At 68.8% G+C, this 23,187-nt stretch carries 22 protein-coding genes and 1 pseudogene; 15 read left to right on the forward strand and 8 right to left on the reverse strand.

Annotation, left to right across the window (positions count from 1 at the left end; genetic code table 11):
* The 7 genes and pseudogenes from ABIC51_RS08520 to ABIC51_RS08550 form a co-directional block, all read left to right on the forward strand.
* Positions 1–511: pseudogene (locus ABIC51_RS08520) on the forward strand (ISNCY family transposase); the annotation flags it as partial.
* A gap of 682 nt (positions 512–1,193) precedes the next feature.
* Positions 1,194–2,333 carry an acyl-CoA dehydrogenase family protein gene (locus tag ABIC51_RS08525; RefSeq protein WP_060317771.1) on the forward strand — a complete coding sequence of 380 codons (1,140 nt, stop codon included), beginning with the start codon at positions 1,194–1,196 and terminating at the stop codon, positions 2,331–2,333.
* A 47-nt stretch (positions 2,334–2,380) separates the two neighbouring features.
* The gene (locus ABIC51_RS08530; RefSeq protein ID WP_059488474.1) at positions 2,381–3,283 is read left to right on the forward strand and encodes an HpcH/HpaI aldolase/citrate lyase family protein; all 903 of its coding nucleotides are present in this window, start codon (positions 2,381–2,383) and stop codon (positions 3,281–3,283) included.
* A gap of 7 nt (positions 3,284–3,290) precedes the next feature.
* Positions 3,291–3,944 (forward strand): pyridoxine/pyridoxamine 5'-phosphate oxidase, encoded by a 654-nt coding sequence (locus ABIC51_RS08535; RefSeq protein WP_063807470.1) that lies wholly within the window; start codon positions 3,291–3,293, stop codon positions 3,942–3,944.
* Positions 3,945–3,991: 47 nt separating this feature from the next.
* Positions 3,992–5,188, forward strand: coding sequence for a cystathionine beta-lyase (gene metC / locus ABIC51_RS08540; RefSeq protein WP_226129742.1), 1,197 nt, complete (start codon positions 3,992–3,994; stop codon positions 5,186–5,188).
* Positions 5,182–5,826 (forward strand): glutathione S-transferase family protein, encoded by a 645-nt coding sequence (locus ABIC51_RS08545; RefSeq protein ID WP_063817792.1) that lies wholly within the window; start codon positions 5,182–5,184, stop codon positions 5,824–5,826. The genes metC and ABIC51_RS08545 overlap by 7 nt, the downstream gene beginning before the upstream one ends.
* Positions 5,827–5,889: 63 nt before the next feature.
* Complete coding sequence (locus tag ABIC51_RS08550) at positions 5,890–6,672, forward strand: glutamine amidotransferase (protein ID WP_081073586.1); 783 nt, start codon at positions 5,890–5,892, stop codon at positions 6,670–6,672.
* On the opposite strand, the gene ABIC51_RS08555 is transcribed toward ABIC51_RS08550, so the two are convergent.
* The 5 genes from ABIC51_RS08555 to ABIC51_RS08575 all read right to left on the reverse strand — a co-directional run bounded on the left by ABIC51_RS08555 (position 6,595) and on the right by ABIC51_RS08575 (position 12,270).
* Complete coding sequence (locus ABIC51_RS08555; protein WP_080982137.1) at positions 6,595–7,329, reverse strand: autoinducer binding domain-containing protein; 735 nt, start codon at positions 7,327–7,329, stop codon at positions 6,595–6,597. The two genes, ABIC51_RS08550 and ABIC51_RS08555, sit on opposite strands and share 78 nt — an antisense overlap.
* 86 nt (positions 7,330–7,415) lie before the next feature.
* Positions 7,416–7,847, reverse strand: coding sequence for a hypothetical protein (locus tag ABIC51_RS08560; RefSeq protein WP_354006409.1), 432 nt, complete (start codon positions 7,845–7,847; stop codon positions 7,416–7,418).
* A 59-nt stretch (positions 7,848–7,906) separates the two neighbouring features.
* A complete protein-coding gene (locus ABIC51_RS08565; RefSeq protein ID WP_124671923.1) occupies positions 7,907–9,445 on the reverse strand; it encodes a DHA2 family efflux MFS transporter permease subunit in 1,539 nt (512 codons plus the stop codon).
* The gene (locus ABIC51_RS08570) at positions 9,442–10,812 is read right to left on the reverse strand and encodes an HlyD family secretion protein (RefSeq protein WP_226129738.1); all 1,371 of its coding nucleotides are present in this window, start codon (positions 10,810–10,812) and stop codon (positions 9,442–9,444) included. The genes ABIC51_RS08565 and ABIC51_RS08570 overlap by 4 nt, the downstream gene beginning before the upstream one ends.
* A gap of 9 nt (positions 10,813–10,821) precedes the next feature.
* The gene (locus ABIC51_RS08575) at positions 10,822–12,270 is read right to left on the reverse strand and encodes an efflux transporter outer membrane subunit (protein ID WP_226129736.1); all 1,449 of its coding nucleotides are present in this window, start codon (positions 12,268–12,270) and stop codon (positions 10,822–10,824) included.
* A gap of 154 nt (positions 12,271–12,424) precedes the next feature.
* Here ABIC51_RS08575 and ABIC51_RS08580 point away from each other — a divergent pair, with 154 nt between their 5' ends.
* Together ABIC51_RS08580 and ABIC51_RS08585 are read left to right on the forward strand one after the other, a co-directional pair.
* Positions 12,425–13,261, forward strand: a complete 837-nt coding sequence (locus tag ABIC51_RS08580) for an AraC family transcriptional regulator (RefSeq protein WP_060317777.1) — start codon at positions 12,425–12,427, stop codon at positions 13,259–13,261.
* A 114-nt stretch (positions 13,262–13,375) separates the two neighbouring features.
* On the forward strand, positions 13,376–14,743 hold the full coding sequence (locus ABIC51_RS08585) for a glutamate--cysteine ligase (protein ID WP_175899731.1): 1,368 nt from the start codon (positions 13,376–13,378) through the stop codon (positions 14,741–14,743).
* 19 nt (positions 14,744–14,762) lie between these two features.
* Here ABIC51_RS08585 and ABIC51_RS08590 read toward each other — a convergent pair whose 3' ends face one another.
* Positions 14,763–15,875, reverse strand: a complete 1,113-nt coding sequence (locus tag ABIC51_RS08590; protein WP_063623142.1) for a 3-deoxy-7-phosphoheptulonate synthase — start codon at positions 15,873–15,875, stop codon at positions 14,763–14,765.
* Between the two features lie 381 nt (positions 15,876–16,256).
* Between ABIC51_RS08590 and ABIC51_RS08595 the strand changes: the two genes are divergently transcribed.
* The 4 genes from ABIC51_RS08595 (at position 16,257) to ABIC51_RS08610 (ending at position 19,200) form a co-directional block, all read left to right on the forward strand.
* Entirely contained in the window at positions 16,257–16,667 is a 411-nt protein-coding gene (locus tag ABIC51_RS08595) for an acyl-CoA thioesterase (protein ID WP_021159585.1), read from the forward strand.
* 28 nt (positions 16,668–16,695) lie between these two features.
* Positions 16,696–17,343 (forward strand): hypothetical protein, encoded by a 648-nt coding sequence (locus ABIC51_RS08600; protein WP_060196356.1) that lies wholly within the window; start codon positions 16,696–16,698, stop codon positions 17,341–17,343.
* Positions 17,340–17,903: a shikimate kinase gene (locus tag ABIC51_RS08605; RefSeq protein WP_175899733.1), complete on the forward strand. Its 564-nt coding sequence runs from the start codon at positions 17,340–17,342 to the stop codon at positions 17,901–17,903. The genes ABIC51_RS08600 and ABIC51_RS08605 overlap by 4 nt, the downstream gene beginning before the upstream one ends.
* A 589-nt stretch (positions 17,904–18,492) precedes the next feature.
* A complete protein-coding gene (locus ABIC51_RS08610; protein WP_175899735.1) occupies positions 18,493–19,200 on the forward strand; it encodes an SDR family NAD(P)-dependent oxidoreductase in 708 nt (235 codons plus the stop codon).
* 31 nt (positions 19,201–19,231) lie between these two features.
* On the opposite strand, the gene ABIC51_RS08615 is transcribed toward ABIC51_RS08610, so the two are convergent.
* Complete coding sequence (locus ABIC51_RS08615; protein ID WP_059700323.1) at positions 19,232–20,197, reverse strand: LysR family transcriptional regulator; 966 nt, start codon at positions 20,195–20,197, stop codon at positions 19,232–19,234.
* Positions 20,198–20,411: 214 nt separating this feature from the next.
* Here ABIC51_RS08615 and ABIC51_RS08620 point away from each other — a divergent pair, with 214 nt between their 5' ends.
* A complete protein-coding gene (locus tag ABIC51_RS08620; protein WP_027787361.1) occupies positions 20,412–20,876 on the forward strand; it encodes a RidA family protein in 465 nt (154 codons plus the stop codon).
* A gap of 42 nt (positions 20,877–20,918) precedes the next feature.
* Here ABIC51_RS08620 and ABIC51_RS08625 read toward each other — a convergent pair whose 3' ends face one another.
* Positions 20,919–22,295 carry an alpha-hydroxy acid oxidase gene (locus ABIC51_RS08625; RefSeq protein WP_404842233.1) on the reverse strand — a complete coding sequence of 459 codons (1,377 nt, stop codon included), beginning with the start codon at positions 22,293–22,295 and terminating at the stop codon, positions 20,919–20,921.
* Between ABIC51_RS08625 and ABIC51_RS08630 the strand changes: the two genes are divergently transcribed.
* The gene (locus ABIC51_RS08630; RefSeq protein WP_175899737.1) at positions 22,276–23,163 is read left to right on the forward strand and encodes a LysR family transcriptional regulator; all 888 of its coding nucleotides are present in this window, start codon (positions 22,276–22,278) and stop codon (positions 23,161–23,163) included. The genes ABIC51_RS08625 and ABIC51_RS08630 overlap by 20 nt on opposite strands.
* Positions 23,164–23,187 lie beyond the last annotated feature (24 nt).

Genomic DNA, 23,187 nt, shown 5'->3' on the forward strand with positions numbered 1-23,187 from the left:
AACGAAGTCGCTGACGGTGCAGTACGACCGAGTGATGTACTTGCTGGAGGACACGCCGGCCAACCGGAAGCTGATCGACCGGCAGATCGAGGTGTGGGAGTACCCGGATGGACGGATCGAACTCCGGGCTGACGACCGTGTGTTGGACTGCAGACAGTACGACCGACTGTCTGAAATCGATCAAGGTGCCGTCGTCGAACACAAGCGCTTGAGTCACGTGCTGCAGATCGCGCAAGCGCTTCAGGCGCAACGCGATAACAGTCGAATCGGCAAGGCCCCATCTCGAACGCATCGTGGCGACTCGACGCGAACCAACCGAAACGAAGCCGAACCGGGTAAGAAGAAGCAACGCAAGATCACGCAGGCCGACGTCGAGCATGTGATCGTCGATCTGGCGCAACGTCGGCAAACCGCAAAGCCAGCAGACAAACCAGGCCGTCGGTCTGCAAAAGCTGAGGAAGCGAAGGTAAGCGCCCTGCCCGTTCAGGCGCCGACCTTCGACTCTGCGTAACGGTTAAAGCGAAGAAAGAAACGCAGCAAAACCAACCTCAAAACCGGACATTTCTATTTAGCTGGCGCCACGACATCTTGAAATGGCTACGACATGTGTGTAGGTCCCAAGTTCAGATGCCGCGTTTCCGCTAAAGGTTGATCGCCTGCACCCTTGGGAGCGCCGGCGATGAACGCGACTGGGACGATCACCATGACGATGCGCGAGCCGGATCGATATTGACGACCCGACAGGTCCACCGACTGGTCGCCCGGCTTCGGGAACATGGCGCGGCATGTTTGGTATCGGGACACCGAGCGAAGCCCGGCAATAAGTGAGCAATACCAACGGGATCGAGTCGAGCGCTTCCCATGGATCCGGCGCTTCTTCGTGAGAAGATGATGACCGACCGCCAGAACGAGTCGCTCCGTGAACAGCTGCTCCGATTCGATATTGCCCCGCGACGCGGGATGAAATGCGATGCCGGGATCAAACCGGCGCGCCCCGACCGAGATGCGCGCACACCGCGACGCGTGCACTCGAACGCACCCTGCGAAGATCCACGCCCGCCCACTCCTGCCGCGACACCCCGCCCGGCAACTACCACTACTGCCAGTACCTCCGCCGTCCGTGCCCCCTTACTCTTGTCGGCATCGCTGGCGCGCCGTCCGAGGCCGCGCCGCTTCGACCGGAGACACGACAGATGCCATTTGACTGGACGCAGGAACAGCATGCGACGCTCGCGCGCTTTCGCGACATCGGCACGGAGATCGCCGCGGCGGAACGCGACGCTCGCGCGCCTGCCGGATTCGATGCAGCCGGCTGGACCCGGCTCGGCCAGGAAGGGCTGTGGGACATGATCGTGCCGGAGACCTACGGCGGCGACGGTCACGGTTGGTGGCACTTTTCCGCGGCGCTGGAGGGGCTTGCATCGACGATCCGCCGCCCGGCGCTGCTGCTGTCGGTGATCGCGCAGGCCGGCATGGTGCGCGCGCTCGAACGCTACGGCACGGCAACCCAGCAGGACCGCTATTTCGGCGCGATCCTGCGCGGCGAACTGAGCGCGACGGCGATCGCCGAACCGGGCACCGGCACCGACGTGCGCAGCATTGCGACGAAGCTGGTCGAGCACGGCGACGGCTACCGGCTGACCGGCAGCAAATTCAACATCGCGCACGCGCCGCTCGCGCGCTTCATCCTCGTCGTCACGCGTGTCGAAACGCTCGGCCGGCGCAATACGGCGCTCGTGATCGTCGACCGCGACCAGCCGGGCATGACCGTCGCGGCGCCCGACCGCAAGCTCGGCCTCGACGACCTGCCCACCGGCGCGCTGCATTTCGACGACTGCCCGATCGCGCGTGGCCAGCTGCTGGGCGAACCGGGCGCCGGGCTCGGCAACCTGATCGACATCATTTCGCTCGGCCGCCTCTACTACGGCCTCGTCGCCGCGCAGGTGACGGCGCCGTACCTGCGCGACGCAATCGCCTATTGCCGCGACCGGCGCAGCTTCGACAGCACGATCGACGCGCACCAGTACGTGCAGCGTCGCCTGGTCGACCTGCAGATCGGCATCGAGCGCGGCACGTGGCTCGCGCGCGGCGCGCTCGCGCAGTTGCTGACGGATCACCCCCAAGCGCTGATGTCCTGCTCGATCGCGAAGCTGGTCGGCGCGCAGGATCTCGTCGACGGCGCGCTTGGCCTCGTGCGGCTGTACGGCAGCCTCGGCTACCAGGCCGGGCCGGTGGCCGCATTCGCGTCGGACGCGCTGGGTTTCATGAGCGTCGGCGGAACCGAGGAAATGCATCGCAAGAACATCTTCAACCAGATGATGCGCGCCGGCTGAACGCCCGCCATCGACATGCGTACGACGCACCCTACAGGAATCCAAGCATGACAACGACCCACCGACGCCCTTCCCGCCTGCGCCGCTCCTGGCTGTTCCTCGCCGGCGCCGATCACGATGCGCTCGTCGACGGCGCCGCGAGCGGCGCGGACGTATTGATCCAGGAACTCGAGACCTTTACGCCGCCGGACCGGCGTCCGGCCGCGCGCGAACTCAGCGAGCGCGTGCTCGCGGGCTGGCGCGATGCCGGCATCCTCGCGTCCGTGCGCGTGAACCCGCTCGACGCGGGCGGCATCGACGACCTGCGCGCGGCGATGCGCGGCCGGCCGGACATCGTGATGATGTCGTACGTCGCGACGCCCGAGCAGGTCGTCGCGCTCGACGAAGCCGTCACGCGCTTCGAGCGCGAATACGATATCGCGCCCGGCTCGACGGAACTGGTGCCGAACATCGAGTCGACGCTCGGGCTCGTGAACACGATGGCGATCGCGCGTTCGAGCCCGCGCGTGTCGGCCGTGCTCGTCGCGACCGAGGACATGGTGGCCGACATGGGGGCCGAGCGCACCCGCGCGGGCCGCGAGCTCGACTATGTGCGCTCGCGCTTTCGCGTCGAATGCGCGGCCGTCGGCATCACCGCGATCGACTGCCCGTACAGCTATGCCGACAACGAAGGCGCGGAGCTCGACATGCGCGTGTCGCGCGGCCTCGGATACCAGGCCAAGGCGATCGTCAACGCGCAGTTCGTGCCGGTCGTCAATCGCGTGCTGACGCCGACGGCCGATGAAGTCGCCCTCGCCCGTCGCGTGATCGACGCGTTCGACACCGCCCGGCGCGCGTCCGGCGGCCGCCGCGTGGCCGCGGCCGTCGTCGACGGTTTCCTCGCGGAAGTCCCCGACTATCTCGCCGCGCACCGGCTGATCGCCCGCGCGACGCAATTCGGCATTGCCTGAGCCCGCCATGGATACGATCGCCACGCGCCTGAAGGCGCTGAAAACCCTCGCGCATGCGGCGCCGCACGTTCCGGCCGAGAACTGGCCCGACACGCCGCAAGCGCAATTCGAACGCTGGCTCGACGAGGCCGTTGCCGCAGGCGCCGTCGAACCGCAGGTGATGACGCTGTCGACGGTCCGCCCGGACGGGCGGCCCGACGCACGCTCCGTCGTACTGCTGAACGTCGACGCACGCGGCTGGCATTTCGCGGCGAGCACGCGCAGCCCCAAGGGGCGCCAGATCGAAAACCGGCCGTTCGCCGCGCTGACGTTCTATTGGCCGGTGATCGCGAGCCAGGTCCGCCTGAGCGGCCCGGTCGAGCGGCTGCCGGCCGCCGAAGGCCGCGCCGATTTCGCGGGCCGCCCGGAGCGGTCGCGCGCGAGCATCCTGGCCGGCCGGCAAAGCGAACGGCTCGACGATCCCGCCGACCTGACGCGCGCGATCGACGCGCAACTCGCGCGGCTGGCCGCCGACCCCGCACTCGTGTCGGAGGACTGGCACCTGTACACGCTCGCACCGGACGAAGCCGAATTCTGGCGTGCCGACAGCGCACGCCGTTTTGCGCGGCAGGCGTACCGTCGTGACGGTCAGTGCTGGGAACGGTGTGCGCTATGGCCTTGAAATCCGCCGCACTCCCGTCGCGACCGGGCGGCACCCTGCATGACGGCATGAATGACCGGATGCACGAAGACACGCGCCTCACGCACGCGGGCCGCGACAGCGCGGCCTGGCACGGCTTCGTCAATCCGCCCGTCTACCATGCGTCGACCGTGCTCAGCCCGACGGTGTCCGATCTGCTGAACCGCACGCAGCCGTATATCTACGGCCGCCGCGGCACGCCGACGACCGACGCGCTCGAGCGCGCGGTGACGAGCCTCGAAGGCGGTGCCGGTGCGGTGCTGTGTCCGTCGGGCTTGTCAGCGTGCACGCTGGCGCTGCTGTCGTGCCTGAAGCCCGGCGATCACCTGTTGATGACCGCATCGGTCTACGGCCCGGTACGCCATGCGTGCGAAGGCGTGCTTGCGCGGCTCGGCGTCGAGACGACCTGGTACGACGGCAGCACGCCCGTCGCCGCCGCATTCCGTGCGAATACGCGCGCGCTGTATGTCGAAGTGCCGGGCTCCTATACGTTCGACATGCACGATATCCCGGCGCTCGTCCGGCTCGCGCACGCACACGGCGCGCTGGTCGTCGCGGACAACAGCTGGGCCACGCCGCTCTTCTTTCAACCGCATGCGTTCGGCATCGACCTGTCGATCCAGGCCGGCACCAAGTACCTGGTCGGGCATTCCGATGCGATGCTCGGCACCGTGTCGGCCACCGAACGCGCGTGGCCCGCGTTGAAGCAGCTGCACGGCGATCTCGGACTGTGCGCGGGCCCCGACGACGTCTATCTCGCACTGCGCGGGTTGCGCACGCTCGGCGTGCGGCTGCGGCAACACCAGCGCAACGCACTGGCGGTCGCGAGCTGGCTCGCGACGCGCCCCGAAGTGCAGCGCGTGCTGTATCCGGCCCTCCCCGGCGACGACGGACATGCGCTGTGGCGCCGCGATTTCCGCGGCGCATCGGGGCTGTTCTCGGTCGTGCTGCAGCCGGCGCCGGCGCACGCGGTCGAAGCGTTTCTCGACCACCTCGCGCTGTTCGGGCTCGGTTATTCGTGGGGCGGCTACGAGAGTCTCGCGCTGCCGTTCGAGCTGGACGCGCACGGCCTTGCCGCGCGCTGGCCGGCCGGCAGCCGCGGCGTGCGCGTGCATGTCGGGCTCGAGGACCCGGACGACCTGATCGCCGATCTCGCGGCCGGTCTCGATCGTTATGCGGCGTGCGCGCGGCAGGCCGCCGCCTGCGAGGATGCCGCGCGATGCTGACCGTCTGGGGCCGCCGCACGTCGTTCAACGTGCAGAAGGTGTTGTGGCTCATCGGCGAGCTGGGCGTGCCGTACCGGCACATCGCGGCAGGCGGTGAACACGGTTCGCTGCAGACGCCCGCGTTCGCGGCGCTGAATCCGACCTGCCGGATTCCGGTGATCGACTGGGATGGCGACGTCGTGTGGGAGTCGCACACGATCCTGCGCTATCTCGCCGCGCGGGTGCCGAACAATCCGTTCTGGTGCCGCGACGCGTTCGCCCGTTCGCGCGCGGAGCGCTGGATGGACTGGTCGCAGACCGCGCTCGAACCCGACGTGATGACCGGGCTGTTCTGGGCGCTCGTGCGAACGCCGCCGGAGCGGCGCGACGATGTGCTCGTGCGCGACAAGGCCGCACGCAGCGCGACGCATTTCCAGCTGCTCGACCGGTTGTTGTCGACCCAGCCCTTCCTGGGCGGTGCGACGCCGGGCCTGGCCGACATTCCGGCCGGCGCGACGCTGTTCCGCTATTTCTCGCTCGACGTCGAGCGGCCGCCGTTGCCGCACGTCGAGGCCTGGTATGCCCGCCTGAGCCGACGCCCCGCCTATCGCGAACAGGTCATGGTGTCGTTCGACGCGTTGCGCGGTCAGCCGGGCTGACTCTGCGCGTGACGACTCACACGGCCTCGCGGTTTCACGAACTCACGACCCTCTCGACACGACATGACGCACTCCGCCCTTCGTCCGATCCTGATCGTCCTGCACCGCGAACAGTCGAGCCCCGGCCGGATCGGCCGGCTGCTTGCCGCCCGCGGCCATCCGCTCGACATTCGACGCCCGCCGCTCGGCGATCCGCTGCCGGCGACGCTGGCCGACCATGCGGGCGCCGTGGTGTTCGGCGGCCCGATGAGCGCCAACGACGGCGATCGCTGGATTCAGGATGAAATCGACTGGATCGGCGTGCCGCTGCGCGAGGCGGCACCCTTTCTCGGTGTCTGCCTGGGGGCGCAGATGATGATCCGCCACCTGGGCGGCCGCGTGATCGCGCATCGCGACGGGCGCGCGGAAATCGGCTATTGGCCGATCGCCGCGACGCCCGCCGGCCGGCGCCTCGGGTCGTGGCCGTCGCACGTCTACCAGTGGCATCGCGAGGGCTTCGAACGCGTCGCCGGGCTCGAGATCCTCGCGACCGGCGAGCACTTCGAGAACCAGGCCGTGCGCTACGGACCGCGCGCATACGGCGTGCAGTTTCATCCGGAAGTGAGCTATCCGATGATGCGGCGCTGGAGTACGGCCGCCGCGCACAAGCTGTCGGCGCCCGGTGCGCAGGATCTCGCGACGCAGGCACGCGAAGGCCGGCGGCACGACCGCGCGACGGCCGCGTGGCTCAGCGCGTTTCTCGACCGCTGGCTCGACGATGCGCCCGCATCAGGTCGGCACGGTCACGTCGGAGATGCTGATCAGCCCCCACTCGACCGCTCGCAGCACGGCTTCGTGCCGACGTGACACGTTGAACTTGCGGCGGATGTTCATGAAGTGGAAATTGATGCACGACTCGGTCACGTTCAGGATGTGGCCGATTTCCCACGACGTCTTGCCGGCCGCGTGCCAGCGCAGGCATTCGACTTCCCGCCGGCTCAGCCGCGGCACGCTGTCGGGCGGTGCATGGCAGCGCGTGCCGGCGATCGCTTCGCACGCGACGTCGCGCAGCAGCGTCAGCGCCGCGAGATGGCGGTCGCAGTGCTCGCGCGTGGCGGCGAGCTCGTCGGTGCTCGCACACAACAGCATGCCGACCTCCCCCTTCGCGCCGCGCACCGGCAGCACGACGCCGCTGCGCATGCCGTACGCGGCCGCCGCTTCGTAACACGGGCGCTGCTCCGGCAGCGCGAACAATGCGTCGTCCCAGACGAGCGGCAGTGCCGAACGGAAGCAATGCCGCAGCATCGGGTCGACGCGGTCGAACTGGCGCTGCCGGTACAGCGCCGTCCAGCCGGGCACGCCGCTGCTCCATTTGCGCGCGAGATCGAACGACGCGCCGGTAAACGGCAACACGATCAGCACGACCTTGTCGAACCCCATTCCGGCGGCCGCGTCGGTCATTCTCTGCCATGACGCGTCCGTGTCGCCGGGTACCAACCATTTCAGACAATCCAGTCCATTCATACAAGCCACCCCGTTCGTTTAGTTGGAATCTGCAGCCAGGCGGACTTGCGCAACCGGTTCGAGACGTTGCGCGCGAACGGGCCGCGCTAGACCGCCTCGGCCAGACGTCGCCGGCCTGCCTGCCTCGCGTCGTCGAGCGACGCCGTCACGTCGAACGGAATGCCGAACGCCTTTTCGATGCCGGATGCGTTCGCGATGGCCGCTTCACGCTCGGCCGGGTCCGGTTCGATCGTGATGAGCGCACGGCAGACCGCGGCGAGCGCGGCTCGGTTCTGCTTGAGCCACATGCCGCGTTCCTTGCGGTCGTCGTGCGCTTCATCCGGGCGGGCCGGCGGAAAGATCATGACAAACGGCTCGCCGTGCCGCATCAGCGCGTGCATGTCGTCGAGCCAGCGCTGTGCGTAGCCGGCGGATGCGATCGCGTCGTTGCGCACGACGACGAACGGAAATTCCGCGACGTCGAACACGGCGAGCATCGCCAGGTCGGGGGGCATGGCACCAGCTTGGTGGGTGGGCATCGGGTCAACCTCCATCGAATTGAACAGCATGGGTCGGAACGGGCCGCGCGGCGCCCGCTTCATCGTTTCGCGGCGGCGCCGGGGCCGAACGGCGGACGGGCGAGCCAGACCACCGCGATCACGGCGAGATACACGCAGCCGAGCGCGAACGAAACGTCGTTGAACGAGATCTGGTACGCCTGCGCATCGACGAGGTTGCCCAGCAGCGTCGCCGCGCGCTGCGGATCGCCGCCGCCGAGCCGCGCGACTTCGGCGCGTACGGCGGGATCGAACGCGCTCACGTGCTCGCTGAGCTGCGCGTGGTGCAGGATCGCGCGCCGGTCCCACAGGAACGACGTGATCGACACCGCGAAGCTCGCGCCGAGCGTGCGCAGGAACGTCGACAGGCCGGAGCCGGCGGCGATCTCGTCCGGCTTCAGGTCGGACAGCAGGATGCTGTTGATCGGCATGATGAACAGTGCGAGGCCGAGGCCCTGCAGCAGCTGGATCAGCGCGATGTGCGTGAAGTCGATGTCGGGCACGAAACCCGCGCGCAGGAACGACGACGTGCCGAGGATCGCGAACGCGCAGCACACGAGCACGCGCATGTTGAAGCGCGGCGCGTACTTGCCCATGAACGGCGTCATCAGCACCGGGATCACACCCATCGGCGCGACGGCGAGCCCGGCCCAGAACGCGGTATAGCCGAGCGTGCGCTGCAGCCACTGCGGCACGATCACGTTGACCGCGAAGAACGCCGAATACGCGAGCACGAGCGTCAGCGTGCCGGCCGCGAAGTTGCGATGCGCGAAGAGCCGCAGGTTCACGATCGGGTTCGGCTCGTTGAGCTCCCAGATCAGGAACAGCGCGATGCCGAACGCGGCGACCACCGACATCACGACGATGAACGTCGAGTTGAACCAGTCGGCTTCGTTGCCCTTGTCGAGCACGATCTGCAGCGCGCCGACGCCGACGATCAGCGCGGCGAGGCCCACATAGTCGACGCGCGCGGCAACGGTCGCCTCGACGCGAGCGCGCATCTGCGCGAACACGCACATCGCGGCGAACACGCCGATCGGCAGGTTGATCAGGAACGCCCAGCGCCACGAGTAATGCTCGGTGACCCAGCCGCCGAACACGGGCCCCGCGATCGGCGCGACGACCGTGACCATCGCGATCATCGACAGCGCGAAACCGCGCCGCTGCGGCGGGTAGATCGACAGCATCAGCGCCTGCGTGGTCGGGATCATCGGCCCGGCCACCAGGCCCTGCAGCGCGCGGAACGCAACGAGCTGCGGCAGGTTTTGCGCGAGGCCGCACAGGAGCGACGCGAACGTGAACGCGAGCGTCGCCCACACGAACAGCCGCACCTGCCCGACGCGCTTGACGAGAAACCCGGTCAGCGGCAGCGCGATCGCATTGCTGACCGAGAACGTCGTGACGACCCACGCGCTCTGCGTCGTGCTCACGCCGAAGTTGCCGGCGATCGTCGGCAGCGACACGTTGGCGACGGTGCCGTCCAGCACCTGCATGAACACCGCGAGCGCGAGGCCGAAGGTCGTGAGCCCGACGCTCGACGGTCGAAAACCGCTGTCGGCGGCCGCCATCGGGCCGCTCATCGCACCGTCTCCGCGCGCGCTGCCGACGGCAGGTTCGCATGGATGACGTCGGCGATCAGGCTGTCGGCGCGAGCCAGCTCGTCGCGGTACACGTCGGTGCGGAAGACCGGCGCGCGCTGCTCGCGACGCGACAGCATCGCGCCGCTGCGGTCGTGCTGGTCGACGCGTGCGTGCATCGACAGGCCGATGCGCAGCGGATGCGCGTCGAGCTGGGCCGGCTCCGTCAGCTCGATGCGCACCGGCAGCCGCTGCACGATCTTGATCCAGTTGCCGGTCGCGTTCTGCGCCGGCAGCAGCGAAAACGCGCTGCCGGTGCCGACGCCCAGGCTTTGCACGCGGCCGGTATAACGCACCGCGTCGCCGTACAGGTCGGCGGTCAGTTCGACCGGCTGCCCGATGCGCATGTGTTCGAGCTGCTTCTCGGTGAAGTTCGCATCGACCCACAGCTCGCGCAGCGGCACCACCGCCAGCAGCGGTACGCCGGGCGACACGCGCTGCCCGACCTGCACCGTGCGCTTCGCGACATAACCGGTGACGGGCGTGACGACGTCGGTGCGTGCATGCGCGAGGTACGCGGCGCGCAGCCGTTCGGCCGCGGCCTGCACGTCGGGGTGCGATGCGACCGCGGTGTCGTCGATCAGCGCCTTGCTCGTCTGGTGCTGCTCGCTCAACGTGGCGAGCGCGCTTTGCGCGGCCGCGTACGCGCTTTGCGCGGAGGTCAGCGTGTCGCGTGCATGCGCGAGTTCCTCGCGTGAAATCGCGCCGGAGCGGCCGAGATCCTCGCGGCGGCTGTAGTCGGCCTTCGCCTTGTCGAGCGCGGTGCGTCGCGAGTCGAGTTCGGCGCGTGCGCCGTCGATGCTGTTCGCCAGCCCGCGTTCGTTGCTGTACAGGCCGCGCACCTTGCGCACCGTCGCCGCGAGATCGGCCTGCGCGGTCGCGAGCGCGATCTGCGCGTCGCTCGGGTCGAGGCGTACGAGCGGCGTGCCGGCGCGGACGAGGTTGCCGTCGTCCGCGTCGATCGACACGACGGTGCCCGCCACCTGCGGCGTCAGCTCGACGACGTTGCCTTGCGCGTATGCGTTGTCGGTGGATTCGTACCAGCGTCCGACGATCACGTACCAGATGCCCCAGCCGAGGATGCCGAGCGCGAACACGGCGACGAGCGCGCGCACCAGATGCTTGCGCCGTGCCGGCGGTGCGGGCGGCGTCGCGGGTGCGGCACCGCCGGGTGCCGGTGGCGTGCGGGCGTCCGGCCCGCCCGGCGCGCGGGGGGCGCCGGTGTGGTCGGCCGCCGGCTGCTGGCGGGCGCTGGCGGAATCGGCGGCGGCCGGCCGCGCGGGAGTCTGCAGGGAGTTGTCGCTGCTCATGGTTCGATATCAAGGACGTTGGGAAGGAGTGGCGGCGAGCGCGACGTCGTCCGGCTCGGCGCGAAAGCCGCCGCCGAGCGCGGCGACGAGCTGCAGCGACTGGTCCGCGCGCTGCGCGCGCAGCGCGGCGACCTCGCGGCTCGCGACCAGCAGTTGCTGGCGCACGACGAGCGCGTCGAGGTAGCTGCCGACGCCGGCCCGATAGCGCGCGTCCGCGAGCCGCCACGCATCGGTGGCGGAGTCGAACGCACGCTGCTGCGCATCGGTCTGCACGGCGAGCGAATCCAGCCGGTGCAGATCGTCGGCCACCTCGCCGATCGCACCGATCAGCGTCTTGTTGTAACCGGCGACCGCGAGGTCGTATTGCGCGTCCCGCCTGCGCAGCACGCCGCGCCGCTCGCCGCCGTCGAAGATCGGCAGGCTCACGGCCGGGCTGGCGTTATAGGTGCGCGACGCGGCCTGGAACAGCGATGCGCCCCCGCGCGTCGCGAGCCCGATCAGCGCGGTGAGACTGACGTTGGGCAGGAAATCCGCACGGGCGGCCGCGACGTTGCGGCTGGCCGCCTCGACCCGCCAGCGCGCGGCGACGAGGTCGGCGCGCCGGCCGAGCAGCGCGGCCGGAAGGTCGGCCGGCACCGCGAGCGCGGCCGTCGGCAGCGGCGCGGGCCGCACGAGCGCGAGGCCGCGGTCGGGGCCGGCGCCGAGCAGGATCGCGAGCGCGATGCGCGCACTGTCGATCGCCTGGGCCGTGCGTGCCTGCTCGCGCGTCGCGGCCGCGACTTCGCTTTCCGCCTGGCGCTGTTGCGCGACGTTGTCGATGCCTTTCGTGACGCGCTGGCGCGTGAGCGTGAGCGCTTCGTCGGCGCGCGCGTATTCGGCCCGCGCGACGTCCTGCTGATCGAACGCATACGCGAGATTCACGTAGGCACGCGCAACGTTGACCGACAGCAGCACGCGTGCGGCCTGCGCATCGATTTGCGCGGCGCGCGCTTCGCCGAGCGCGGCTTCCCACGCGGCACGGCGCCCGCCCCACAGATCGAGATCCCAGCTCAGGCCGAGATTGACCTCGCGCGTGTGGCTGAAGAAGCCGCCGCCCTCGCCCGACGAAAACTGGGTACCGGACAGCCGCTCGGCCTTTGCGCTCGCGCGGCCGTCGAGATGCGGCAGCCGCGCGGCCCGCGCTTCGATCACCAGCGCCTGCGCTTCGCGTGCGCGCGCATCGGCGGTCGCGAGATCGGGGTTGCCGGCGAGCGCCTCGTCGATCAGCGCGCTCAGTTGCGCATCGTTCAGCGCACGCCACCAGTCGGCGGCCGGCCAGTCGGCGGCGGGCACATGCGCGAGGCTGCGCGATGCGGCGAGCGTATCGGCGCCGCGCAGCGTGCCTGCGGGTGCGAGCCCGTCGCGGCTCGCGCACGCGCCGAGCACGACGAGCGCGGCGGCGGCGGCGATTCGCGACATGACGCGCAGTGCGCCGGCATCGCGTGTCCAGGGAGCAAGTGCTGCATGCATCGCATTCCTCTGCTTCGTATCGGTTTGAACACGACACGCATTGTTGGACGCCCCCGGGCAAAGCTGATAATGTCGTTTAGACAAAAAATAATGAATTCCGGCCATGCCCATCCGAGACACTTCTCCACCGCGCACCCTGCAGCGCGCCGATTCCGATCCGAGCGAACGCGAGGACGGCCCGTCACTGATCGCCGTCTGGGGGGAGGACGACGGCAGCAACACGTACCGGCTCGGCACCCGCGAGGTCGACTGGCACAGCCATCTGCGCGGCCAGGTGTTCTGCGTGGAAAGCGGTTTCGCGCACGTGCGCACGCCGCACGGTTCATGGCTGTTGCCGCCGCATCGCGCGGGCTGGATTCCGCCCGGCGAGCAGCACAAGGTCAGCATCAGCGGCGCGTTGAGCGGCTGGAGCGTCGTGATCGCACCGGCCGCAAGCCGGCGGATGCCGGGGCAGCCATGCGTGATCGCGATCACCGAGTTGATGCGCGCGCTCGTGCGGCGCGCGGTGTCGTGGGCGGACCAGGACAGGCTCGACGTCGAGCAGGCACGCATCAGCGTCGTGCTGCTCGACGAGATGCGCCGTGCGCCGCACGAGCCGCTGCACCTGCCGATGCCGCGCGACCGGCGGCTGCTGCGCATCGCCAACGCGATCCTCGGGCAGCCGCACGACAGCCGCACGCTCGAAGCGTGGGCCGAATGGGCCGGGCTGTCCGCCCGCACGCTGAGCCGGCTGTTCGTCGCCGAAACCGGCACGAGCTTCGCGCAATGGCGCCAGCAGGCGCGCCTCACGCATGCGCTCGAACGTCTCGCGAGCGGCGACAGCGTCGCCAACATCGCCGACGCGCTGGGCTATGCGACGCCGAGCAACTTCATCGCGATGTTCCGCCGCGCGTTCGGCGATTCGCCCGCGCATTACTTCGCGAAGCGCAGGCAGCCGTAGCGCGATACGGCCCTGCCCCTATCACCCCTGCCAGTACAGCACCCGCATCGACGTCGCTATAGTCGCCGTGCGACCGGCCGGTCGGTCGCTCAATGTGACTTGTGGAGGGTGTCGATGTCGAATGCCGTTTGGTCGGACCACACGCCGATCGTCTCCGAGCAGCAGCTCGCCGATCATCTGGCCGCCGGCTGCAAGCCGGCCGTGCAGTTCCGGATCGGGACCGAGCACGAGAAGTTCGTCGTCGCGCGTGCGACGCACGCAGCCGCGCCTTACGACGGGCCGTCGGGCATCGCCGCGGTGCTCGCGGGGCTGCAAGGCGACGGCGCGCCGATCGTCGATGCCGGGCGGATCGTCGGCGTGATCCAGCGCGACGGCGCCGCGATCTCGCTCGAGCCGGCCGGCCAGCTCGAACTGTCGGGGGCGCCGCTCGAAACGCTGCACGATACGCATGCCGAGCTGCATGCGCATCTCGCCGCGGTGCGCGGCGCGTGCGAACCGCTCGGCCTGCGCTGCGCGCCGCTGGGGTTTCACCCTCACCTTGCGCGCGCGGCACTGCCGTGGATGCCGAAGCAGCGTTACGGGATCATGCAGCGCTACATGCCGCGCGTCGGGACGCGCGGGCTCGACATGATGCAGCGCACCTGCACCGTGCAGGTCAACCTCGATTTCGCATCGGAAAGCGACATGGCGCGCAAGATGCGCGTGTCGCTGGCGTTGCAGCCCGTTGCGACCGCGCTGTTTGCGAACTCGCCGTTCGCCGAAGGCAGGCCGACCGGCCTGCTGTCGACGCGCGCGCACACGTGGCTCGACACCGACGAGGATCGCTGCGGGGCACCTGCGCTGTTCCTGTCGCGCAGCTTCGGTTTCGAGCGCTACGTGAGCTGGCTGCTCGACAACGTGCCGATGTATTTCGTGCGGCGCGGCGACCGCTACGCGGACGCGACCGGATGGACGTTCCGCGATTTCATGCGACGCCGCATTCCGCATCTCGAGGGCGAGACGCCGACCCTCGGCGACTTCGCCGACCACCTGACGACGGTCTTCACCGAAGTGCGGCTCAAGCGCTACCTCGAGATGCGCGGCGCCGATGCGGGTTCGCCCGCCATGATGGTCGCGCTGTCGGCATTCTGGACCGGCCTGCTGTACGATCCGACCGCGCTGTCGGAGGCCGAGACGCTGGCCGCCGCGATCGACCGCGGCACGCTGCTGACCCTGCGGCGCGACGTACCGCGTTTCGGGCTCGGCGCGTCGGTCGACGGCCGGCCGTTGCGCGCGTTTGCCGCCGATGCACTCGCGATCGCGCATCGCGGCCTGCGCGCGCGGGCGCGCAGGGATGCGGCCGGCCGCGACGAATCCGTGTATCTCGCGCCGCTCGACGAGATCGTCGCGGGTGCGCCGACCCAGGCCGAGCACTGGCTTGCCCGCTATCGCGACGCGTGGGCCGGCGACGCGACGCGGATCTACGACGAAGCCGAAATCTGACCGCGTCGCGCGGGGCCGCTCATGCGCAGCACGCGAGGAGCGGCTCGTGCGCGAACTCGACGTCCGGCGCCGGCGCATGGCCGCGCCGGCGCGCACGAACCGCGTGCGCGAGCGTCTCGAGGAGCTGCGTGGTATCGGCGAACGAGAGGCACGCGTCGGTGATGCTCTGCCCGTAGCGCAGCGGCACGCCGGGCACGAGATCCTGGCGCCCTTCGATCAGGTTCGACTCGACCAGCACGCCGACGATGCGCGTATCGCCGGCCGCGACCTGCGCGGCGACGGCCGTGCCGACGCTCAACTGATTGCGGAACTGGCGGCGGCTGTTGCCGTGGCTGACGTCGATCATCACGCGCGGCGCGCAGCGCGCGGCCGCCATGCGTTCGCATGCGGCATTCACCGCGGCTGCATCGAAATTCGGCTCGCGCCCGCCGCGCAGCACGACGTGCGTATGCGGATTGCCGGGCGAGGCCGCCGCGCATAGCCGGCCGCCCGTGTCGACCGACAGGAAGCGATGCGCGCGCGCGGCCGCGCACATCGCATCGACGGCCACCTGGACATTGCCGTCGGTGCCGTTCTTGAAACCGATCGGGATCGGCAGCGACGACGCCAGCTCGCGATGCACCTGCGATTCCACGGTGCGGGCGCCGATCGCCCCCCATGCGACCAGGTCGGCCAGGTAGCGCGGCGACAGCGGATCGAGAAACTCGGTCGCCGCCGGCATCTCCGCGCCGTTGATGTCGCACAGCAGCGCGCGGGCCGTATGCAGCCCCGTGTCGATCCGTTCGCTGCCGTCCAGCAGCGGGTCGTTGATGAGCCCCTTCCAGCCGACCGTCGTGCGCGGCTTCTCGAAGTACACGCGCATCACGATTTCCAGCTCGTCCGCGAAGCGCGCGCGTTGCAGCGCGAGCCGTGCCGCATAGTCGCGCGCCGCGGCCGGGTCGTGCACCGAGCACGGGCCGGCGATGACCACGAGACGGTCGTCCGCGCCGTTCAACACGTCGACGATCGCGTGGCGAGCCAGATGAACCGTGCGCGACGCGCGCAACGCAGGCTGCAGCGCGCCGGCCAGATCCGCGGGGGACGGCAGGTGCAGCTCGGCGTCACGGTTCGTCGTCCAGGTATTCGCATGCATGGGGACTGCCCTCCTGTCGATAATTCGGGGGATTTTTTACTACAGCGCGACTGTATTGAATGGCGCTTTTGGTGCGCAACTAACATAGTTGCCAGTTTCTAATTCATAACCTTATGAATGACAGAAATAAGCAAGGCGACCGGAAATTGAGGCATTGGGTTTGCCTGATTTCGAGACGCGCTCCGGGCCGGGAATGCGATTTTTTATTCTGGATTCTGGAGCATTTTATGACGCGCGGCTGCCGATTGTTCAGCCTTTCGAAGCGGGTTGCTATTCGTTCTGATAGTGGCGTCGCGATAGGTGTTCAATTAATTTTCAGATTCCTGACAGGCCAATCAGGTTCATATATATAAATCAACCCAGTTATTGCGGAGAATCACCATGTCGAAACGTCATTACGAAACGCCGATTCACGTCAAGTATCGCGATACCGATTCGATGGGGCATGTGAGCAGTCCCGTCTATTACGACTATCTGCAGCATTCCTATCTCTGCTACATGTTCGATCTCCTCGGCCTGCCGCGGAGCGAAAAGCTGCCGCACATCATGGTCAAGACGCAGTGCGAGTACCTCGCACCGGCGCAATTCGGCGACAACCTGACGATCCGGTCGAGCATCGTGCGTTTCGGCAGCAAGAGCTTCGATCTCGAACACCTGATGGAGCGCGACGACCAGACCATCGTCGCGCGCGGCATGTCGACGCACGTGATGTTCGATTACGCGAACAACACGACGCAGGCCGTGCCCGACGAGTTCAAGGCGCGCGTGCTCGAATTCCAGGGTTCGCTGTGATGCGCGCGCGCCATTTCGGGAGCGACACGTGAGCGCCGCGGTGGCGCGCGCCCGGCGCCGGATCGGTGCGATCGTCGAGCGCCGCGACGACCGCGCGATCGTCATCGTCCGGCATGCGGCGCAGGCGTTGCTCGAGCCGGCCGCGCTCGAGCGGCATCGTTCGCTCGTCAGCCGTCACGAGGACGAACTCGAGGTGCTGCTGCAGCCGTGCGGTGGCGCGCACGACGGCGTGCGCCCGCTGCTCGGGCGGCTGCGGGATGCCGGCGTGACCGTCGCGCTCGACGCGGCGACGCTCGCTCACGACGCGTCGCTGCTCGAGTTCGCGAGCTGGGTCACGCAGTGCGCGACGCCCGGCGACACGGCGCAGCCGCGCGACGATGCAGCCGTGCCGGGCGGTGGGCTGTTCTGCGGCCTGGTCGTGCGATGGCGCGACTTGCGCAACGGGTGGCGGCGGCCGGAACGCGACGACGCGCCCGAACGCACGCCGCAAACGATCGCGGCGGATGCGGCCGAGCACATCGCGGCCGGCGATCCGGACGGGCAAGTGCTCGGCGCGCTGCTCGACGCCGACGACGCAGCCACCGACGCGGCGCTGGACACGTTGTCGGACGCGGTACGCGCGCGGCGGATCTGCGCGGCGACGCGGGCCGGCTGGCCGCTTGCGCGACGGTTATGAGCGCCGTCACCACGGCGGTCGACGCGCGTGCCCTGCCCGACCGCGCGTTCCTGGTCGGCATGATGGGTGCGGGCAAATCGACGCTCGGCCGCGCGCTCGCGGCATCGCTCGGCTGGACGTTCGCCGACAGCGATGACGAGATCGCGCGGCGCACCGGCCGCTCGGTCGCCGAGCTGTTCGACAGGGTCGGCGAAGGCGGCTTTCGTCTGCTCGAAACGCAAATCGTCGACGAACTGACGCAGCGCCCGAACGTCGTCGTGGCGACCGGCGGGGGCGCGGTGCTGAATCCGCGCAGCCGCGCGCGCCTGAGCGAGCGCGGCTGCGTGATCTACCTGCATGCGGACCCCGATGCGCTGTGGCGCCGCACGCGCGATGACACGCGGCGGCCGCTGCTGCAGGTGGCCGACCCGCGGCAAACCCTCGCCGCGCTGTACCGGATGCGCGACCCGCTGTATCGCGAATGCGCACACGCGCTCGTCGATACGACGGCGCAGGACGTCGCGTGCGCGACGGCCGACGTGTTGACGGTGCTGCTGGCGCGGATCGATGCGCCGGATTGACGGCGCGTGCGGCGGACGTTCACTTCCCTGCCCCCGAAGCGATGGCGGGACGCATGGGCGTGGCGCGAACTTCGAGTATCCGACGCGTTTTCGAAACGGCGAGTTTGGATTTTCAATCGTGTTGTTGTGATAAGAAAAGTTATCTCGATGATGCGGGAGGGAACGGAAAAGCGCTGGGCAGGCGTCGTTTAAACGTGGGCTGTTTCATGCCGGATTTCCTGGCCGGCGCTTCGATCGGAACGCAATTTCCGCGGCACGGCCGGATGTGCGTCGGCATGCCGCCGATACGCATCGTTTCGTCCGCTTTCGGGAGCGGCTCGGGAATGAATGTCGGCTGCCTGCCTTCACGAATTGGCGCATCGTCTCCGGCGAGCTTCGCGGGTCCTGCTGCGCGTGTGGAGTTCGTCAACGACTGCGCTTCGCGCCAACGGGCGACAACTGCCCTCCGCCGCATTTGTTCCCGAGACGCAAGACTGTTGCGCCATGGTGGGTGTTCGAGATCGTGACCGGCGTGTCTACAGTGAGCCCATCGGATTCATCGATCCGTTCGGCACTGAAGCCGGGAACCCATCACCTATCGAGGCAAATCATGAGCGCATCCAAGGTCATCATCGTCACCGGCGCATCGCAAGGCATCGGCGCGGAAACGGTCAACGCATTCCGGGCTCGCGGCCATCGCGTCGTCGCGACGTCACGTTCGATCGGCCCGTCAAACGATCCGGATCTCGTCACCGTCGCGGGTGACATCGGCGATCCGGCCGTCGCGCGGCGCGTGGTCGACACGGCCATCGAGCACTTCGGCCGCGTCGACACGCTCGTCAACAACGCCGGCGTGTTCATCGCGAAGCCGTTCACGCAGTACACCGTGGACGACTATGCGCAGATCACGAGCGTCAACCTGAGCGGTTTTTTCCACGTCACGCAGCATGCGATCGCCGCGATGCAGAAACATGGCGGCGGCCACGTGGTCAGCATCACGACGAGCCTGGTCGATCATGCGAACAGCAACGTGCCGTCGGTGCTCGCATCGCTGACGAAGGGCGGATTGAATGCGGCGACGAAGTCGCTCGCGATCGAGTATGCGAAGGCCGGCATTCGCGTGAATGCGGTGTCGCCCGGCATCATCAAGTCGCCGATGCATGCGCCCGACACGCATGCGACGCTTGCGTCGCTGCATCCGGTCGGCCGCATGGGCGAGATGAGCGACATCGTCGACGCGATCCTGTACCTGGACTCGGCACCGTTCGTCACGGGCGAGATCCTGCACGTCGACGGCGGCCAGAGCGCCGGGCATTGAGTCGCGGCGTCGAAACCGCGAGCCGGCGCGCCTATCGCGATGCGCCGGCCCGTCTGGCGCGTGTCCCGGCCGGCCGCCTGGCCGGCTCGCGCGCCAGCTGCTCGACGAGAAAATCGACGAACACGCGCACGCGCGACGACAGGAAGCGCGCATGCGGATACAGCAGCATGAAGGGCCGCGACCGGCCGCCGAGGCCGGGCAGCACTTCCACGAGCGTGCCGGCGCGCAGATCCTGCTCGACGATGAAGCGGTAGGTCTGGAACAGGCCCGCACCGCCGCGCGCGAGCGTCACACCGGCGAGGACGTCGCCCGACGTACCGTAGCTGCCGGTCGTCGCGACGTCGACTTCCTCCGATCCATCGTTGAACAGCCAGGGAATCGGCCGCCCGCTGCTCGGCAGCTCGAACTGGATGCATTCGTGCGCATGCAGGTCGTCGATGGCGGCCGGCATGCCCGCGCGCTTCAGGTAGCCGGGCGTCGCGACGACCACGAGTTCGGCGTCCTCCAGCTTGCGCGCGACCAGGTTCGAATCGGCCGGCGCGCGCCCGCGAATCGCGAGATCGTAGCCTTCCTCCGCGAAATCGATGTTGCGGTTGCTCAGGTGGGTTTCGACGCGCACGTCCGGGTACCGCTCGCGAAATGCCGGCAGCAGCGGCAGCACGCGATAGTGTCCGTACGGCGTCGGCATGCTGATCCGCAGCAGGCCGGCGGGCGTGGCCTGCTGGCCGGTTGCCTCGCGCTCCGCGTCGACGAGTTGCGCCAGCGCGTCGCGGCATTGCTCGAAGTAGCGGCGGCCGGGATCGGTCAGGCGGATCTGACGTGTCGTGCGCACGAACAGCCGCACGCCGAGACGCTCCTCGAGCCGCGCCACCGACCGGCTGACCGCGGCCGGCGTGACGCTCGCCGCGTTTGCCGCGAGCGTGAAGCTGCCGAGTTCGGCGGCAAGACAGAACAGCTCGATGCTGCCCAGCAGCAGATCGTCGAATTGTCGTTGCATGGTTCCTGCGGTCTCCGGCGGATGGCGCGCGATGGAGCGACGAGTGTGCATGAATCTCGTGCGGGAAACCAGCGGGCGCGCATGGCGCGATTCGTTACACCGCGTCGTGAATCAATTGCGCGACCGACATTTACCGGCTTCGGCCGCGTGACTACAGTGCAGTGACTCGCAGGCAGTACCGATCGCCCGACCCTTTTCCCGCAAGGAGCATGACATGACCGTCGAACAGAAGCTGGCCGACCTCGGCCTCGCGTTACCCGAACCGCCGAACCCGCTCGGCAGCTATACGGCCGTCAGCGAAGCGGGCAATCTGCTGTTCGTGTCGGGACAACTGCCGCTCGTCGACGGCAAGGTCGCGTATACCGGCCGCGTCGGCGAACAGTTGAGCGTCGACGACGGCAAGCATGCCGCCCGGCTCGCGGCGCTGAACGTGCTCGCGCAGATCCGCCGGCACCTGGGCGGCTTCGAGCGCCTGAGCAAGATCGTGCGCGTCGAGGGGCACGTCAGTTCGGCCGACGGCTTTTTCGGGCAGCCGGCCGTGATCGACGGCGCGTCGGACCTGTTCGCCGCCGTGCTGGGCGACAAGGCGGGACACGCGCGCTCGGCGTTTTCCCAGCGCCAGTTGCCGGCCGACGCGGCCGTGATCCTCGTCGTGATCGCCGCGATCGATCCTGCGTGACGGTTAGGCCGCCCCGCAGGGCCGCAAACGGCCTCCCCCGCGCTACACGGCCGTCAGCGACGCCGGCACGCCGCCTTTCCGAATCAGCGCGTCGGGCGTCAGGCCGCTGCACCGTTCGACGCCCAGCATGGCCATGTTCCGGTCCACTTCGTCGCGCAGCAGCCCGATCGCGTGCATGACGCCGACTTCACCGGCCACGGCCGCCGCGTAATTGAACGGCCGCCCGACGAACACCATGCGCGCGCCCATCGCGACCGCCTTCAGCACGTCCGACCCACGCCGAAAGCCGCTGTCGATCATCACCGGATAGTCCGCGCCCAGCGCCCGAACCACGTCGGGCAGGATCCGCATCGGCGAGACCGCGCCGTCAAGCTGGCGGCCGCCGTGGTTCGACAGGATGATGCCGTCGGCGCCGGCGTCGCGGGCGATGACGGCATCGTCCACGCTGAGGATGCCCTTGATCACCAGTTCGCCCTTCCATTCCTGCCGGATTCGTTCCAGGTGGCCCCAGTCGAGATGGTCGCGGGCCGAGAAATCCCGCTGCACCGTGGGCGACAGGATCGGCGCGCCGCGTGTGGCAAAGGAGTTCTCGAAATGCGGCATGCCGTGCGCGAGCAACGTCCGGGCGAAGGTGCCGGCGAGCCAGCGCGGGCGCACGATGCCGTCCCAGAACAGGCGCGGCCCGGGGCGCAGCGGCGTGGTGAAGCCGGTCCGCACGTTGTTTTCGCGATTGGCGGACACGGGGATGTCGACCGTGATCACGAGCGTCCGGTAGCCGGCACGCGCCACGCGTTCGAGCAGCGCGCCGATGCGGCCTGCGTCGCCGGGCAGGTATGCCTGGAACCAGGTTTCCGGCGCGGCGGCGGCGACCTCCTCCAGTGGAATGAGCGACGAGCCGCTCATGATCGACGCGATGCCCGCGCGCTGTGCGGCACGCGCCAGCACGAGATCGCCGCGATAGGCCGACAGCGCGTGGATCCCCATCGGCGCGATGCCGAAAGGCGACGCGTAGCGTCGTCCGAACAGCTCGACGCCCTGCTCCCGCTGTGAAACGTTGCGCAGCACGCGCGTCGCAAACCCGTACTCGTCGAACACGGCACGATTGTCGTCGCGCGTGCGGTTGTCTTCCGCGGCGCCGCTGACGTAGCCGAAGATCGGGCGCGGCAGCGCGCGGCGTGCCGCGGCTTCGAAATCGTGGAGACACAGCATCTTTCGCAGCACGCGCGGCATGTGCGGCGTGCGCGTATCGGCCAGGGGGCGGCTTGTTCCGGGAACGGATGAGGCGGAAGGAGTCATGTCTGAAGCCTGTTTTCGAATCGATGGCGGAATTTTAGGTACGCGCGGCATGCTTAAAAAGCGATAATCTTCCAATGAATTTGTTCGATAAAAGCGAAAGACAATGGCGACCCCGACTCTCAAGCAACTCGACGCGTTCTACTGGGCGGCGACCTGCGCAAACTTCTCGACCGCTGCGCAACGGCTACACCTGTCGGTGTCGTCGCTGTCCAAGCGCATCAACGAACTGGAACAGGTCGTCGAACGCACGCTGTTCGACCGGAGCGGCCACCGGGCCGTGCTGACCGACGACGGCGAGGCGCTGCTGCCGGCCGTGGTGCGGGTGCTCGAGTCCGTCGCCGCGCTGCAGGAATCGGTTGCCAGGGACGAAGGGTTGAGCGGCCGGCTGCGCTTCGGCGTCGGCGAACTGTCGGCGCTGACGTGGCTGCCGCGCTTCGTGGCGGCGGTCCAGAAGCAGCACCCGAAGCTGGCGCTGGAGCCGTATGTCGACGTGGGCGCGGCACTGGAGGAGAAAGTCGATGCCGGCGAACTGGATTTCGCGGTGATCGCCGGCCGGTCGTCGCGCAGCAGTGTGCTGTCGCAGCCGGTGGCGGAAGCGCGGTTCGCGTGGATGGCGGCCGAGGCGCTGGTCGGCCGCGAGCGCGTCCTGAAGCCGGCGCTGCTCGCCAGCCACGCGCTGGTGCTGCTGCCGTCCGGTTCGGGCGTGACACGCATTCTCGACGACTGGCTGCTCGCGTGCGGCGTCAATCACGCGCGCAGGATCGAGTGCAACAACTGGAGTGCGGTGGCCGGCATGCTGGGCGAAGGCGTCGGCATCGGCTTCCTGCCGGTCGACTGGGCTCGCGCGCGGCCGGGCGGCCATCTCGTGCAGCTGACGAGCGAGCCGCCGCTGGCGCCGCTTCAATATGCGTTCCAGTGGCGCCGCGGCGACGTGCGCGGGCTGATTCCGTCGATGCTGTCGCTGGTGCGGCATTACGCGGACTTCCGCTGAACCCGTGACTTGCCGCCCGGCGTC

Source organism: Burkholderia sp. 572 (genome assembly GCF_040545135.1).
GTDB lineage: Bacteria > Pseudomonadota > Gammaproteobacteria > Burkholderiales > Burkholderiaceae > Burkholderia > Burkholderia cepacia.

Bases quoted from the DNA above. Each gene is read 5' to 3' on its own strand.
- ABIC51_RS08525 (WP_060317771.1), top strand. From the start codon at position 1,194: ATGCCATTTGACTGGACGCAGGAACAGCATGCGACGCTCGCGCGCTTT.
- ABIC51_RS08530 (WP_059488474.1), top strand. From the start codon at position 2,381: ATGACAACGACCCACCGACGCCCTTCCCGCCTGCGCCGCTCCTGGCTG.
- ABIC51_RS08535 (WP_063807470.1), top strand. From the start codon at position 3,291: ATGGATACGATCGCCACGCGCCTGAAGGCGCTGAAAACCCTCGCGCAT.
- metC (WP_226129742.1), top strand. From the start codon at position 3,992: ATGAATGACCGGATGCACGAAGACACGCGCCTCACGCACGCGGGCCGC.
- ABIC51_RS08545 (WP_063817792.1), top strand. From the start codon at position 5,182: ATGCTGACCGTCTGGGGCCGCCGCACGTCGTTCAACGTGCAGAAGGTG.
- ABIC51_RS08550 (WP_081073586.1), top strand. From the start codon at position 5,890: ATGACGCACTCCGCCCTTCGTCCGATCCTGATCGTCCTGCACCGCGAA.
- ABIC51_RS08555 (WP_080982137.1), bottom strand. From the start codon at position 7,329: ATGAATGGACTGGATTGTCTGAAATGGTTGGTACCCGGCGACACGGAC.
- ABIC51_RS08560 (WP_354006409.1), bottom strand. From the start codon at position 7,847: ATGCCCACCCACCAAGCTGGTGCCATGCCCCCCGACCTGGCGATGCTC.
- ABIC51_RS08565 (WP_124671923.1), bottom strand. From the start codon at position 9,445: ATGAGCGGCCCGATGGCGGCCGCCGACAGCGGTTTTCGACCGTCGAGC.
- ABIC51_RS08570 (WP_226129738.1), bottom strand. From the start codon at position 10,812: ATGAGCAGCGACAACTCCCTGCAGACTCCCGCGCGGCCGGCCGCCGCC.
- ABIC51_RS08575 (WP_226129736.1), bottom strand. From the start codon at position 12,270: ATGTCGCGAATCGCCGCCGCCGCCGCGCTCGTCGTGCTCGGCGCGTGC.
- ABIC51_RS08580 (WP_060317777.1), top strand. From the start codon at position 12,425: ATGCCCATCCGAGACACTTCTCCACCGCGCACCCTGCAGCGCGCCGAT.
- ABIC51_RS08585 (WP_175899731.1), top strand. From the start codon at position 13,376: ATGTCGAATGCCGTTTGGTCGGACCACACGCCGATCGTCTCCGAGCAG.
- ABIC51_RS08590 (WP_063623142.1), bottom strand. From the start codon at position 15,875: ATGCATGCGAATACCTGGACGACGAACCGTGACGCCGAGCTGCACCTG.
- ABIC51_RS08595 (WP_021159585.1), top strand. From the start codon at position 16,257: ATGTCGAAACGTCATTACGAAACGCCGATTCACGTCAAGTATCGCGAT.
- ABIC51_RS08605 (WP_175899733.1), top strand. From the start codon at position 17,340: ATGAGCGCCGTCACCACGGCGGTCGACGCGCGTGCCCTGCCCGACCGC.
- ABIC51_RS08610 (WP_175899735.1), top strand. From the start codon at position 18,493: ATGAGCGCATCCAAGGTCATCATCGTCACCGGCGCATCGCAAGGCATC.
- ABIC51_RS08615 (WP_059700323.1), bottom strand. From the start codon at position 20,197: ATGCAACGACAATTCGACGATCTGCTGCTGGGCAGCATCGAGCTGTTC.
- ABIC51_RS08620 (WP_027787361.1), top strand. From the start codon at position 20,412: ATGACCGTCGAACAGAAGCTGGCCGACCTCGGCCTCGCGTTACCCGAA.
- ABIC51_RS08630 (WP_175899737.1), top strand. From the start codon at position 22,276: ATGGCGACCCCGACTCTCAAGCAACTCGACGCGTTCTACTGGGCGGCG.